General features: G+C 48.4%; 12 protein-coding genes and 2 tRNA genes. 5 read left to right on the top strand and 9 right to left on the bottom strand.

Going from position 1 to position 13,944, the window contains the following annotated elements:
* The first annotated feature begins 56 nt into the window (after positions 1-56).
* From AC0IWZ_RS10835 to AC0IWZ_RS10825, 3 genes are all read left to right on the top strand, one after another.
* Positions 57-1,007, top strand: coding sequence for a fimbrial protein (locus AC0IWZ_RS10835; RefSeq protein WP_410372928.1), 951 nt, complete (start codon positions 57-59; stop codon positions 1,005-1,007).
* 18 nt (positions 1,008-1,025) lie between these two features.
* Positions 1,026-1,529, top strand: a complete 504-nt coding sequence (locus AC0IWZ_RS10830) for a fimbrial protein (protein ID WP_410372927.1) — start codon at positions 1,026-1,028, stop codon at positions 1,527-1,529.
* Positions 1,530-1,733: 204 nt separating this feature from the next.
* Complete coding sequence (locus tag AC0IWZ_RS10825) at positions 1,734-2,384, top strand: LuxR C-terminal-related transcriptional regulator (RefSeq protein ID WP_471677356.1); 651 nt, start codon at positions 1,734-1,736, stop codon at positions 2,382-2,384.
* A 69-nt stretch (positions 2,385-2,453) separates the two neighbouring features.
* Here AC0IWZ_RS10825 and AC0IWZ_RS10820 read toward each other — a convergent pair whose 3' ends face one another.
* The 4 genes from AC0IWZ_RS10820 to mdtK all read right to left on the bottom strand — a co-directional run bounded on the left by AC0IWZ_RS10820 (position 2,454) and on the right by mdtK (position 5,337).
* Entirely contained in the window at positions 2,454-3,080 is a 627-nt protein-coding gene (locus AC0IWZ_RS10820; protein WP_410372925.1) for a helix-turn-helix domain-containing protein, read from the bottom strand.
* A 535-nt stretch (positions 3,081-3,615) separates the two neighbouring features.
* Positions 3,616-3,692, bottom strand: a tRNA-Val gene (locus AC0IWZ_RS10815).
* 41 nt (positions 3,693-3,733) lie between these two features.
* Positions 3,734-3,810: transfer RNA gene (locus AC0IWZ_RS10810), tRNA-Val, on the bottom strand.
* Between the two features lie 153 nt (positions 3,811-3,963).
* Complete coding sequence (mdtK, locus tag AC0IWZ_RS10805) at positions 3,964-5,337, bottom strand: MdtK family multidrug efflux MATE transporter (protein WP_471677357.1); 1,374 nt, start codon at positions 5,335-5,337, stop codon at positions 3,964-3,966.
* Positions 5,338-5,564: 227 nt separating this feature from the next.
* Between mdtK and AC0IWZ_RS10800 the strand changes: the two genes are divergently transcribed.
* On the top strand, positions 5,565-6,206 hold the full coding sequence (locus AC0IWZ_RS10800; RefSeq protein ID WP_034495801.1) for a riboflavin synthase: 642 nt from the start codon (positions 5,565-5,567) through the stop codon (positions 6,204-6,206).
* Between the two features lie 44 nt (positions 6,207-6,250).
* On the opposite strand, the gene AC0IWZ_RS10795 is transcribed toward AC0IWZ_RS10800, so the two are convergent.
* The 5 genes from AC0IWZ_RS10795 to punC form a co-directional block, all read right to left on the bottom strand.
* The gene (locus tag AC0IWZ_RS10795) at positions 6,251-7,174 is read right to left on the bottom strand and encodes a LacI family DNA-binding transcriptional regulator (protein WP_034495800.1); all 924 of its coding nucleotides are present in this window, start codon (positions 7,172-7,174) and stop codon (positions 6,251-6,253) included.
* A 56-nt stretch (positions 7,175-7,230) separates the two neighbouring features.
* Positions 7,231-8,622, bottom strand: a complete 1,392-nt coding sequence (locus tag AC0IWZ_RS10790; protein ID WP_471677358.1) for a glycoside hydrolase family 1 protein — start codon at positions 8,620-8,622, stop codon at positions 7,231-7,233.
* A 54-nt stretch (positions 8,623-8,676) separates the two neighbouring features.
* A complete protein-coding gene (locus tag AC0IWZ_RS10785; RefSeq protein ID WP_034495798.1) occupies positions 8,677-9,996 on the bottom strand; it encodes a PTS sugar transporter subunit IIC in 1,320 nt (439 codons plus the stop codon).
* A 207-nt stretch (positions 9,997-10,203) separates the two neighbouring features.
* Positions 10,204-11,352, bottom strand: coding sequence for a cyclopropane fatty acyl phospholipid synthase (cfa, locus tag AC0IWZ_RS10780; RefSeq protein WP_471677359.1), 1,149 nt, complete (start codon positions 11,350-11,352; stop codon positions 10,204-10,206).
* A gap of 286 nt (positions 11,353-11,638) precedes the next feature.
* Positions 11,639-12,832 (bottom strand): purine nucleoside transporter PunC, encoded by a 1,194-nt coding sequence (gene punC, locus AC0IWZ_RS10775; protein ID WP_034495795.1) that lies wholly within the window; start codon positions 12,830-12,832, stop codon positions 11,639-11,641.
* Between the two features lie 115 nt (positions 12,833-12,947).
* Between punC and punR the strand changes: the two genes are divergently transcribed.
* Positions 12,948-13,880, top strand: coding sequence for a DNA-binding transcriptional activator PunR (punR, locus tag AC0IWZ_RS10770; RefSeq protein WP_034496269.1), 933 nt, complete (start codon positions 12,948-12,950; stop codon positions 13,878-13,880).
* The last annotated feature ends 64 nt before the right edge of the window (positions 13,881-13,944 follow it).

Raw genomic sequence — 13,944 nt, 5'->3', positions numbered from 1 at the left:
TTCAGCAAATATATGCGCAGTGTCATTAACTTAGTCACGAATTTCTGGTAATTAATATGAACAAATTAATATTAAATTATATTTTATTAATGACCGCATTGCTCTCGAGTGGATCGGTTTGGGCAGGATGCAGTTCAACTAGGGGAGGAGCGACTCAACAAACCCTAACAATCACAGTACCTGATTTTAGTGTACAAAGAGATGTGCCTAATGGGACCATAATTGCTACAGCTAACAGTGTTGCGTCTGATGTTGCGTTTAGTTGTAACGGAGGAGGCGGATGGTATTCAATAATGAGTTTATTTACCACCCCTAGTGGTATTGCTCATTTTTATAAAACGAATGTAGATGGTGTCGGCGTCTCAATAGGGGGAGCGACAACCAATTTTGAAGTTCCTGCAATTTATGCTTCTACTAATATTAGTGAAGCAATATGGATTTCCGCAAAAACGGTAAAGTTTATTAAAACCGGTCCAATAACTTCAGGTACGATAACACCTGGCGTGTTGGGCTATATGTGGGGAGATGATGACGGACCTTCTGTCCGGGCCTTACAATATTTTGTGAATGGACCAAAGATAACAGTATTAGCCTGTCAAATTACAACGCAAAATCTGACGTTTCCTATTGGGGATATACCGGCGTCAGCTTTTGGTTCGTCGGTGGGCGCTACACCAGCAGTGGCGCAAAATACACAAAACTTAGGTTTAAACTGTGATCCTCAGGCTAATATAAACGTTTCTCTTTCAGGTACGCAAAACCCGGATGTTGGCACAACAAGCGTATTAGCGTTATCCGGCCAGGGGAGTGCGGGTGTTGCAAAAGGTGTGGGTGTACAGATTGTCTATAACGGATCGCCGCTAATTTTAAATAATAATATAGTTTTAAAACGCTCAACGGGCGGTATAGAAACATTCCCATTGGTTGCCCGTTATTACCAAACCAAAACAGTAGTAGCAACAGGCACGGCCAATGCAAACGCCACGCTTAATTTAACCTATCAATAAAATGGGGACATACACGAAATGAAAAAATTAATTGGAATGAGTTTTTTAGTAGCGAGTGCATCATTATATGCAGCAGACCCGGTGACTCTTAATATTACCGGTAATATCGTGGCAACGCCGTGCCAGGTAAGCAGTGATAGCGTGACGATAGGGGTTGATTTGGGCCAGAATATTCAGGCTTCAGATATGCAGACCGCTGGCGCTGCAGCAGGATGGAAACCGATTAATATCAAGCTGGTTTCTTGCCCGGCAGGGACATCTTCCGTAATAATGACCATGCATGGTACAGCAGACCCAGTACAGCCAGCCGATTTGTATTTGAACAACGGTGCAGCACAGAACGTTTCTGTTCAGTTGCAAAGTACAGGTGGAACGGTATTAGGCGATGGTAAAACAATTACCGGAAACATTAGCAGTGGTGCATATACCTTCCCGTTACAGGCTCGCGCATATACCAAAAATGGCGGTGCTACACCGGGTACAATTGCTGCAACGGTAACCGCGTCTTTTGTTTATAATTAATTATTAGAAATTTAATAAATGCTTTCCCTATCTGATGCTGCATATTCTTAGATTATGCAGCATCGGATTCTCTCACAGGTAATAACATTCAAAACCATTGTAGCTTGTTAGGGCATTGCGTCCGTCCCACCAGTTTGTTTAAACCATCAGATAATTTCACATTACGTGCACCCATTAAATAGCATTGTAATGGGAGGGTGTATATTGAAAATTGTTATTGAAGAATCAGATGCTTTGTATCGTCATGGCATGGAACAATTGTTAAAGAAAATTTTTGCTAGTCAGGGAAATGCAGCAATTGAAATTGAAAAGCTAACCCCAACCAATTTATTGAATGCGGACATCATTGTGAAGCGTTACGATGCCGGCATTAAGTATATTTGCCAGCCGCTAATACGTAAAAGAAAAGCTAACAGTTTGATTATTGGTGTTTATGAAGGGGATAGGGATGATATTAATTCAGGCCTTCCGCTTTGCATCTCTAATATTGTTTTTATAAATAGAAGAGAGTCAGTCGTTAAGGCGAAAGACATCATCATGCAGGGGTGGGAAGAATGTCGCTCAAGACCTCGCAGCTATAATCACTTAATGTGTGTTTCATGTAAACACCGAACGTTGACTTCACAACAAGTGTTGGTGGCCGCGCATTTTTATCGTGGCTATAGTCCGCAAAAAACAGCTGAAATATTAAATATCAACTATAAAACAGTTGGGGCGCATAAGCGCATGATAATGACTAAATTCGATCTTGAGACTGATTATGACTTGTTGAATTTTATTAATATTCTTTTAAAGAATAATTATGCGTCAGAGCGATTTAAAAATACTTTAAATTCGCGGCTAGAGCATCTTTAAGAGCGAGCATGGCGGAGAGATAAGAACTTTATGATAATTTCATCAGCTGATGATTTTTAATTTTTGTTTCTAATCTTTCAGCAAATAGGCAGGCTGATTGTTATCTTTTAAAGTTTTTAAAAAATGCAATAGCTCACAATCATTTTTGAGATTAAATTTGGACATCAGGTGTCGTTTATGGGCACTAACCGTTTTTACATTGATGCCTAGCTGCTGAGAGATTTTAAGAATGTCATTGCCATGCAGTAATGATTTCGCAATCATAATCTGTTGAGGTGTGAGAGTGCGGTACTTGCACTGTAAACATTTGTTGCAATGAGAACCCATGGGGTGAGCAATAGTATCTCGCCATGCAAGGCTCACTTTATTGCGCGCACTGTCTACTGGCTCAGTGCGTGCAATAAAGATAATATTCTTAATGCAAAGCGGTAGCTCATCATGATGGAGATTTTCACCCCCTTCATAAATACCAATAATTAGCCCCGGTTTACTGCGGAACTTGAGAATGGGCTGGCAGATAAACTGCGAACCGGCAATGAAATCTTTTACGATAATATCAGCGTGGATCGCATTTATTTTGGTCAGATCGTGAAAATGCACCGACTCGTTATGAACGTTTTGTAAAACCTCCTCAAGAAATAATTCCAGCCCTTTCCTGAAGAGTGTATTTGATTCATCAATGGCAATATTTAACATGGTAGACCTTAAAATATGGGCAATAAAATATTAATCTTTAAATAGAGAAGGGGAGTCTCCGCAATGATATTAAAAAGAAAGTTGCCAGATTAAATATTAAGGGTGAAAGTAATTTTATACACTATGAATGCAGCGCTTTATTGGCTGATTTGTTGGTGCATATTAAGATGAGCGCCATATAATTGGCTTTTAACCGGTAGAGGTGATTTTCTACAAATTATGTAATTAGTTCAAGATATATTTAGTCTACAATTAGACTGACATAATTAACCTGCTGAATTTGAAGTTCTTCAGGCGTAATAGGGTTCAATACCTACATATATTTTCTTAGTGCTATATCGCTAGCCTGGAACATTCATCACTTCATGTTCACTGTTTAACATTTACAGGATTGAGAAGTGCCAAAGTTACCGATACGTATAGGGACGGGTATGAGGAAAGTACAGGTACGAAGCGGTTTGCGGGCATAAAGCCAGAGTTACTATTGGTTTTCTTAAAAAAATTGAGGAGTTAATGCAGGAGAGATTTCTTAGAATGGTGCGTCCGAGTGGACTCGAACCACCGACCCCCACCATGTCAAGGTGGTGCTCTAACCAACTGAGCTACGGACGCACTGTTTGTTGCGGTACTGCTGATTGCGGTAAAACGTTAAATGGTGCGTCCGAGTGGACTCGAACCACCGACCCCTACCATGTCAAGGTAGTGCTCTAACCAACTGAGCTACGGACGCACTGTGTTGCCTGTGACAACGGGGACGAATATTAGCGGCAGCACCCGAGCCTTGCAAGCGCTAAACAGCAAATTTCTTTCATATTTCACTCGTTTGCTGCGCATCTGCACAACTCGGTGTAAAAATAGCCGCCAAAAAGGCGGCTATGAACATTTACCGTGCAGCGCGTTGCAAAATCGTGATTGAAGGTTGGCGCTGTAACCAACGCATCCGCAGCATCATCATGATGGCCGCAGACGTCAGGCCGATAATAAATCCAATCCAGAAACCTGCCGGGCCCATCGGTTCAACCACCCAGTCTGTCAGCGCCAGAATGTAACCGCTTGGCAATCCCAACACCCAATAGGCGATAAACGTGATAAAGAAAATCGAGCGCGTATCTTTATAGCCACGCAGCACGCCGCTGCCGATCACCTGCACAGAATCAGAAAGCTGATACACCGCCGCCAGTAGCATCAAGTGCGCCGCCAGCGCGACAACTTCAGGATTGCTGTTGTAGAGCAGGGCGATGTGTTCGCGCATCACTACCGTGAAAATCGCAGTGAGCATCGCCATACACATCCCTACGCAAATGCCGGTCCAGGCCGCCGTTTGCGCGTCGAGTGTTGAACCCTGGCCCAGACGGAAGCCTACGCGTATCGTGACCGCCGCGGAAAGGGACATCGGCAGAACAAACATCAGCGAGCTGAAGTTAAGGGCAATCTGGTGCCCAGCTACATCGATAATCCCCAGAGGCGCAACCAGTAGCGCGACTACGGCGAATAGCGTCACTTCAAAGAACAGCGCCAGCGCAATCGGCAGCCCCAGTTGAGTTAAGCGATACATCACTTTCCAGTCGGGCTTGATGAAGCCTTTTGGCAGCTTCAAATCGCGCATCGAACGGGATTTCTTCACATAGGAAATCATGAAGAAGAACATCACCCAATATACGGCAGCCGTTGCGACACCGCAGCCTACGCCGCCGAGTTCGGGCATGCCAAAGTGACCGTAAATAAAGATGTAGTTAACCGGAATGTTGACCAGTAAACCGATAAAACCCATCACCATGCCGGGTTTGGTTTTCGCCAGGCCTTCACACTGGTTACGCGCTACCTGGAAGAATAAATACCCCGGGACGCCCCACAGCAATGCACGCAGGTAGCCGACGGCTTTATCGGCCAGTTGTGGGTCGATATTTTTCATCGCATGGATGATATAGCCCGCGTTCCACAGCACAATCATGATGAGCGCCGAGACAATGCCCGCCAGCCAGAAGCCCTGGCGAATCTGGTGCGCGATACGCTCACGGCGACCAGATCCGTTGAGTTGTGCCACGGTAGGCGTCAGCGCCATTAACAAACCATGGCCGAACAGAATGGCAGGTAGCCAGATGGAGGTACCGATTGCCACAGCGGCCATATCGGTTGCGCTGTAGCCACCGGCCATCACGGTATCGACAAAGCCCATCGAGGTTTGTGCGATTTGCGCGAGGATGACAGGTATCGCCAGCGCGAGCAGCTGGCGGGCTTCAACTATGTACTTCTGCATTTTTAACACCTGATTATTATTAGTTATTAGAAAGACAACAAGACCGCCAGAAATGGCAGAAAAATAGGAATTGCAGGGGAATTAGCCTGACTATTGTAGCGGCAGAAAACGAATACGCCAGCCAAATAATGGTGGGGTAGTGCGGATAGCTGGCAAGCTGTTTTTCCAACTGTTAAAGTGCTGCATTACGAATTATCAGCAGCCGAATAATTACCAGGAGTTTGACGATGTTTACAGGTATTGTGCAGGGTACTGCGACCCTGGTCTCCATTGATGAGAAACCCAATTTCCGTACCCACGTAATTGAAATGCCAGATGAGATGTTACCTGGCCTTGAAACAGGCGCGTCGGTGGCACACAACGGCTGTTGCCTGACCGTCACCGAAATCAATGGCAACCACGTCAGCTTTGATTTAATGAAAGAGACGCTGCGTATTACCAATCTCGGCGAGTTAGTTGTGGGTGATAGTGTGAACGTCGAACGCGCGGCTAAATTTAATGATGAAATCGGCGGGCATCTTATGTCCGGTCATATTATGACGACCGCTGAAGTAGCAAAGATTCTGACCTCAGAAAATAACCGCCAGATCTGGTTTAAAATGCGCGATAAAACCTTGATGAAATATATTCTGCATAAAGGATATATCGGCATTGATGGTATTAGCCTGACGGTCGGTGAAGTCACGGCTTCGCGTTTCTGCGTACATTTAATTCCGGAAACGCTTGAGCGCACTACACTTGGCAGTAAAAAACTGGGGAATCGTATTAATATCGAAATCGACCCGCAAACCCAGGCGATAGTAGACACCGTTGAGCGCGTGCTTGCGCAACGTGAAGCGACACTGGATGCGTTGCTACCGAAGGCGTGATTGCAGGGTTTTGTCGGATGCCGTTTACGCGACATCCGACTTTCTTATGCAATCAACAAACTTCCGCGCACCAAATCACTGGTATGCCGATCCCCAAGCAGTAATTCCACCGCCCGACGCGCAATACTCTCCAGGGGATATTTAATCGCTGGAATGGCGTTTGCCCCCGGCATTCGGGTTGAACCATCAAGACTGAATACCATCACTTGTTCAGGCACGTGTAACTGGTACTGATTGAGCATCATCATGGCTTCCTGCGCCTGAGTGTCATCGGTCACTAGCAATGCGGAAAACTTCACACCGCGATTGATCAGCCGTTGCAGCGCGATACGCACCGAGGATTCATCCTCAATCACCAACTGCCGGTTAAAAGGCACCACGTGGTTGTGCAGCGCCTGGTGATAACCCTCAAGGGTTTGGGCTGCCGCTTCACCGCTGGCAAAGTTTATCAGGGCGATTTGCCGCCGTTTCTGGTTACACAAATAGTGCACGGCGGTTTCTGCCGCGAAAACGTGATCGCATTGAATACTCAGCGCATTCGAACCGCTCAGGCAATCAATCAGCATAATATCGTCGTCGAGCGGAGGGAGTGAGAAACGCGCCCCCACAACCAGCAACGCATCACATAACCCGTTTGAAAGTTCCTGAGCGGCCTGCGCCACGCTGTCGTGGTCATTGGCGAAGCGTAACAGCAGGTGTTTATGATGCTGGTTAAGCTGTTTCTCCAGCGCTTGCAGGTAGCCTGTGGACTGCTGAATATGCTCGGTGGCACAGATTACGCCAATGCAATTGGTTGATTGGGAACTCAAAGATTGAGCAATCGCATTGGGCTTGTAGTTAAGTATTTCTGCCGCGCGCAAAACGGCCTGGCGACTCTCTTCTTTCACGCCGCGACTGCCGCTTAAAACACGCGAAACGGTGGCTTTAGAAACCTGTGCAAGGCGTGCTACATCATTAATATTCGACATGGTGTGAGTTTCCCGCTTCTCAGCCAGAAACGGGCCTTGCGGCCCGAATGCTGAGATTACGTACGATCGTTAAAGCCATTTTCTGCGGAAGTTGCTTTGTACCACTCACCGCTTTTCTTGATAGTGCGTTGCTGAGTCTCAAGATTTAACGAGACAAAGCCATAACGGTTTTTGTATGCATTGCACCAGGACCAGTTATCAATAAACGTCCACATGTGATAACCCAGGCAATTACTGCCTTCACTAATGCCTTTATGCAGCCATTTCAGGTGGTCGCGCACGAAATCAATGCGGTAGTCATCCTGAATCTGGCCGTTCTCGTCGAAACGCTGTTCGTTTTCAACGCCCATGCCGTTCTCAGAAATATAGCAATTTGGGTTGCCATAATTTTCACGCAGGTTGGTGAGAATATCGTAAATCCCTTGCTCGTAAATTTCCCAGCCACGATACGGGTTCATTTTGCGGCCCGGCATTTCGTAGGCTTCAAAGAACCATTCCGGCATAAACGGGCTGTCCGGGTTAACCAGCGAGTCGCGGCACTTGATGCGGCGCGGCTGGTAGTAGTTGATACCCAGTAAATCGACGACACCCGCTGCAAGCAGCTCTTTGTCACCCGCCTGGCACTCAGGCAGTTGACCATGTTCTTTCAGCAGTGCAACCAGTTCTTGCGGATATTCACCACGCAAAGCTGGGTCGAGGAAGCTGCGGTTGAACATCAGGTCAGCGATGTTTGCCGCTTTCACATCCGCAGGGTTTTGCGAACGCGGATAAGAAGGGGTGAGGTTGAGGATAATACCAATTTCGCCGCCGTCGTTACGCTGGTGGTAAGCCTTTACCGCCAGGGAGTGGGCAATCATGGTGTGGTAGGCGACGGTTGCCGCACGTTTGAAATCCACCACGTTCGGGTAATGGAAATCATACAGATAGCCGCCTTCAACAGGCACTACCGGCTCGTTGAAAGTGAACCAATGCTTCACGCGGTCGCCAAACAGCTCGAAACAAACGTTCGCAAATTCAGCGTAGGCCGTGACAACGTCACGACTTTCCCAGCCGCCTTGCTGCTGCATAACCATCGGCATATCAAAGTGGAACAGGTTGATAAACGGCTTAATGCCCTGCGCCACCAGTTCGTCGATAACCTGATTGTAGAAGGTGACGGCTTCCTGGTTAACCGCGCCACGGCCTTCAGGAATCAGACGTGCCCAGGAAATCGAGGTGCGGAAGGTGTTGTGATTCAGCTCTTTGAGCAGGGCGATATCTTGCTTCCAGTTTTTGTAGAATGTGGAAGTATCTGCTGGGCCCACACCGTTGTGGAAGCGGGTGGGTTGTTCCTTATACCATTGATCCCAGATAGTGGCGGACTTGCCAAAAGAGAGGGTTTCGCCTTCGGTTTGTGGCGCTGAACTTGCGCTGCCCCACCAGAAATTTTCAGGAAATACGTATTTCATACAGTTCCTCTTGTGACGGACGAGCCTGCCAGACCGGCAGGCAAAAGTAGTTGATTAGTTCACGGTAATCGGGTTTTCACTTTCCTGTGCGCTACGCTCTTCATCCTGTTTGATCAGAGTGCGTTCGTAAGCTTTCAGGAATGGGTAATACATCACAGCCGACATGACCATACAAATTAGACACATGATTACGGGACTTACCGCCCAGTTTGCGGCCCACGAGGCCCCAATCGGCGCAGGCGTTGTCCACGGAGTGAGCGATACCACTTGTGCAACCCAACCTAATTTGGTTGCGATATAGGCCAGTGTTGCGTTAATCATCGGCACCAGCGTAAACGGCAGAAAGAACAGCGGGTTCATGATGATTGGCGTACCGAACAGAATCGGTTCGTTGATATTAAAGAAGCTAGGAACCACACCCATTTTGCCGATGGTGCGCAGGTGAATGGCACGGCTACGCAGCAATAAGAAGGCCAGCGGGAGCGTTGAACCTACGCCGCCAATCAGCAGATAGTGATCCCAAAAACCTTGCAGATAGATGTGCGGCAGAACATTACCCGCGGCCAGCGCCGTCTGGTTAGCGGAAAGGTTAGCCATCCAGAACGGGTTCATAATCCCGGTGACGATTAACGCGCCGTGAATACCGGCAAACCACAGGATTTGGCAGATAAACACTGAAATCAGAATCGCAGGCAAAGAGTCTGACGCTGAAACCAGTGGCGCCAACAGGTGCATAATGGCTTCAGGAATAATCATGCCGGTGGTGGACTCGATGAACAGGTTCAGCGGGTGCAGCGTGGCGACAATCACCACCACCGGGATCAGGATTTCAAAGGAGCGCGCCACGCCGGTAGGCACTTCTTTTGGCAGGCGAATAGTGATGTTGTGGCGTTTTAAGAACGCGTACATTTCACTGGCGTAAATCGCGGTAATCAGCGCGGTAAAGATGCCCTGGCCCGAGAAATACTGCGTCGAAATCTGCCCGTCTTTATAAGGGGCGGCAACCAGCAAAAAGGCCATAAATGCCAACAGACCCGTCATGATAGGGTCGAGCTTGTAGTGCTTGCCAAGACTTGCGCCGATACCGACGGAGATAAAGAACGTCATCACGCCCATGCTGAGGTTAAACGGCAGCATGAGTTGTTCACGATAAGTGAGCGAGAAATTCAGCCACGAGCGGGCAAAACTCCAGGTGCTGTCAGGCGAGAACGGCGGGAAAATAAACACTAACAAGAACGAACCGATAATCATGAACGGCAGAGCTGAGATAAAACCATCGCGGATAGCGATGACATGGCGCTGAGAACCCATTGCTCCGGCCATGGGGGTGACTTTGTGCTCAATCACATTGACCATTTTTTGGTAGATGCTCATGGCGGTATCCTTGTTATTGTTTCGGAAAGTGCGGTTATTGTGAAACAAAACGGAAACCGGTTTCCAACTGAGAAACGAATAAGTGTTAACGGGATCAAACTCAGGAAGAAAGGAGACCAGGAAACGTGAGGAGGGTCACGCTTTGTTAAGAGAATGCTATAGAGTTGCAGTAAATAGTGACCCCGGAGATACCGGGGCCATTACTCATTAATGAGGAACTCGTAAGCCGTCTTCAATGCCGCGACTAAAGACTATTTGCCAAAGCTGAATATCACGGGCGCGGAAGGCTCCGGCACAGGCATTCAGATAATAACTAAACATGCGTTTAAAACGTTCGGAATAGTTATCGGCGATTTCAGGCCAGTGCTGCAAGAAACGCTCATTCCAGGCCATTAAGGTTTTATCGTAATCGGCACCAAAGTTATGCCAGTCTTCCATGACGAAATGCTGTTCACTGGCTTGTGCAATCTGGCACACCGACGGCAGACAGCCATTCGGGAAGATATATTTATCAATCCACGGATCCACGCTGTTATTGGTTTTATTGGAACCAATGGTGTGCAGCAGGAAAATCCCTTCCGGTTTCAGATTACGGTCGGCGACCCTAAAATAGGTGGCATAGTTTTTTGGCCCGACATGTTCAAACATGCCGACGGAAACAATGCGGTCAAATTGCATATCCAGTTCGCGATAGTCTTGCAGCAAAATAGTGACATCAAGACCCGCACACCGTTCCTGCGCCATTTTTTGTTGTTCAGCAGAGATCGTGACACCGTGTACCGCGACGCCGTAATGTCGGGCAGCATATTGCGCAAGACCGCCCCAGCCGCAACCAATATCCAGCAGCGTCATTCCCGGTTCCAGTTGCAGTTTATCGCAGATCATTTTTAGTTTGGCGTTCTGCGCATCGCTGAGCGTGGTGGCTTCTTTCCAGTAACCACAGGAATATTGCATATGCTCATCAAGCATGCGGCTAAATAAATCGTTGCCGAGATCGTAATGTTCTTTGCCAACAATCCAGGCGCGTTTTTTAGATTGCAGATTCATTATCCGGGCAGCGGCAATGCGTAGCGTGTCTTTTAAATGGCGGGGAAGTTGATCCTCGAGTCCGGCACGAATGGCATTATTGAAAAATATATCCAGACGCTCGCAGTCCCACCAACCGTCCATATAGCTTTCACCCAGCCCGAGTGAACCCTCTTGCAGGACGCGTTTAAAAAAATCGGGGTGCTTAACCTGTATATCGAAAGGGCGTGGGCCGTTTATTTCCACTCCAGCCTTAGCGAGCATTTCGTTAACAATTCGATACCACGGGTTATTTCTTATGCTGACTTCTTCTATACACGATGAACTCATAGCTTCTCCATCACCATTGTGTGAGGAACCTTCAAACAGCGTAGACGCTATTTTGGGCATGTGAGAAATGTCACGGAAAAAACCGTGAGCCTGATATCCGACGTAGAACAGAGAAAGGGGCGAGTGCCCACAAAAAAAGCTCTCAAAACAACAAACGGGAGCACAAAGGCTCCCGTCACGATTTCATTATAATTATGCTGACAACCGAGCCGTTAATGAGTATAGGCTCGCCTGTTTAGTGATTCAATGAAATATTGTTAGCACGCTAAGTTATTCACTAACATCATTAATGCGCATCGGATTCAGCAGGTTGCCAGACCTCTGCATTTTTACGGCGCTGCATCAGATAACCTAACATTGCCAGCGCAATGGTCACCAGCATCACGCTGGTGGTCGTCAGCAGCGGCGTTGCCACAAGCCAGGAAACCATCAAACTTGCCAGGAAGCACAGGCCCAATTGCAGCGTGTTTTGCAGCGCAGCGGCTTTACCCGTGGCCTGCGGGAATGGCAGCAGTGCTGAAGCGACAACGATAGGGTAAATTGCGCCGTTGGCTATTGCCATGATACAGAATGGGATCAGCAGCAGCGTCAGGGTCGCGTGACCGCTTATCGAAACCGCCCAGGTGCCGAAAATACTCAGCGTATATAAAGCCAGCAGCCAGGGCAGCATTTGCTTGCCGTTCCATTTTTGCAGCGCGCTGCGACAACCGTAACCGCCAATCAGGAAGGCAATGGTTTGTGGCACGTAGCTCAGGCCGATTGCCGCCGGGCTGTAACCCATATCGTTCAGGATGAATGGGGAACCGGTCAACCAGGCAAAGAAGCTTGCGGAACAAGCGGCATAAATCAATACGTTGCCGCTATATACGCGATTGCGCAGCAACGACATAAAGCTGACTTTGTTGTCTTCAGTTTGCGGGTGATGCTGAGTCCGTGGTTTCAGGCGCAGCGTTGGGATCATCAACACCAGGGTGATAGCAAACAGGGTGGCGAAAATCGCCTGCCAGTCGAAGTGCGTCAAAATCCAGCTACCGAGCAGCGGTGCCAGTGCCGGAGACAAACCAACCAGCGGCATAATTGTTGCGAAAATACGATTTGCGCGGTTTGCCGGGTAGTAATCCGTTACCAGCGCCTGCCAGCTCACCGCCGCAGAACACACGCCAACGGCCTGTACAAAGCGCAGGACCAGCAGCGCGGTGGCGCTTTCGACCCACAACATGCCGATACAACCGATGGCAAACAGACTCAACCCGGCCAGTAACACAGGTTTGCGGCCGAAATGGTCAGACAGCGGCCCCCACATTAACTGAGCGAACGCAAATCCGGCGAGGAACAAACTCAAGCTTGCGCTCACCGCGGAAGCATCGGTCTGTAAATCTTGCTGAATAGCCGCGAAAGCTGGCAGATACATGTCTGTGGCGAGGAACCCCAGCACACTTAATCCGGCCAGCCAGATAAGAAATCCTTTTGATGGTTGCATGTTTTTCTCTTGATTTATCTTGCAGGTTGATTGCCGCGAGAGTGTACGGAGTGCAATTACGCTTGTGAAACGCTAATATTTGTCTATTGCGTTCAAAAAATTTGTGAGCAGAAAAATGTGGTCTGAATATTCGCTGGAAGTGATAGATGCGGTGGCGCGCAATGGCAGCTTCAGCGGTGCTGCACAGGAGTTGCACCGCGTTCCGTCTGCCATCAGCTATACGGTACGGCAACTGGAAGAATGGTTAGCTGTTCCGCTGTTTGAACGCCGTCATCGTGATGTCGAATTAACCCCCGCGGGCGTCTTTTTTTTGAAGGAAGGGCGCTCTGTTATCAAAAAAATGATGACGACACGGCAGCAGTGCCAGCAGATCGCAAATGGATGGCGCGGACACCTGGCGATTGCGGTCGATAATATTGTAAAACCCGAACGCACGCGCCAGCTGGTGTTGGATTTCTACCGCCATTTCCCGGATATCGAGCTGCATATTTATCAGGAAGTGTTTAACGGTGTGTGGGACGCGCTGGCGGATGGGCGCGTTGAAGTTGCGATTGGCGCAACGCAGGCCATTCCTGTCGGTGGGCGTTTTGCCTTCCGGGACATGGGGACACTGAGTTGGCGTTGCGTGGTGGCTGCAAATCATCCCCTGGCGGTACAAGGCGGTACGTTAAGTGATGACGACTTACGTGCCTGGCCGTCGCTGGTTCTGGAAGATACCTCGCGTTCCTTGCCAAAGCGTATTACCTGGCTGCTGGATAACCAGCGGCGTGTAGTGGTGCCAGATTGGGAGTCGGGTTCCGATTGCCTGAGTGCAGGTTTGTGTATCGGTATGGTGCCATTGCATATCGCAAGGCCGTGGGTAGATTCCGGTAAATGGTGCGAGCTGACGCTGGATAACCCATTCCCGGATGCCGCGTGTTGCCTGACGTGGAAGCAAAATGATGCGTCACCCGCGCTAGCCTGGTTATTAGATTATCTGGGAGATAGCGAAACGATGAATCAGGAGTGGTTGCAGGAGCCTGACAGCGCTGCTTCACAGAGTTCGTAGGGTGGATAAGCCGCAGGCGTCATCCACCATTTACGTCAGAACTGTCGGATGACGCTGCTGTACG

The sequence above is a fragment of the Buttiauxella sp. AC142 genome (genome assembly GCF_979253435.1).
This window is presented reverse-complemented; position numbering and strand designations above follow the sequence as displayed.

Coding starts and splice junctions, on each gene's coding strand:
- AC0IWZ_RS10785 (WP_034495798.1), bottom strand. CDS start 9,996: ATGAGCATCTACCAAAAAATGGTCAATGTGATTGAGCACAAAGTCACC.
- AC0IWZ_RS10835 (WP_410372928.1), top strand. CDS start 57: ATGAACAAATTAATATTAAATTATATTTTATTAATGACCGCATTGCTC.
- punR (WP_034496269.1), top strand. CDS start 12,948: ATGTGGTCTGAATATTCGCTGGAAGTGATAGATGCGGTGGCGCGCAAT.
- cfa (WP_471677359.1), bottom strand. CDS start 11,352: ATGAGTTCATCGTGTATAGAAGAAGTCAGCATAAGAAATAACCCGTGG.
- AC0IWZ_RS10830 (WP_410372927.1), top strand. CDS start 1,026: ATGAAAAAATTAATTGGAATGAGTTTTTTAGTAGCGAGTGCATCATTA.
- punC (WP_034495795.1), bottom strand. CDS start 12,832: ATGCAACCATCAAAAGGATTTCTTATCTGGCTGGCCGGATTAAGTGTG.
- AC0IWZ_RS10795 (WP_034495800.1), bottom strand. CDS start 7,174: ATGTCGAATATTAATGATGTAGCACGCCTTGCACAGGTTTCTAAAGCC.
- AC0IWZ_RS10790 (WP_471677358.1), bottom strand. CDS start 8,622: ATGAAATACGTATTTCCTGAAAATTTCTGGTGGGGCAGCGCAAGTTCA.
- AC0IWZ_RS10800 (WP_034495801.1), top strand. CDS start 5,565: ATGTTTACAGGTATTGTGCAGGGTACTGCGACCCTGGTCTCCATTGAT.
- AC0IWZ_RS10820 (WP_410372925.1), bottom strand. CDS start 3,080: ATGTTAAATATTGCCATTGATGAATCAAATACACTCTTCAGGAAAGGG.
- mdtK (WP_471677357.1), bottom strand. CDS start 5,337: ATGCAGAAGTACATAGTTGAAGCCCGCCAGCTGCTCGCGCTGGCGATA.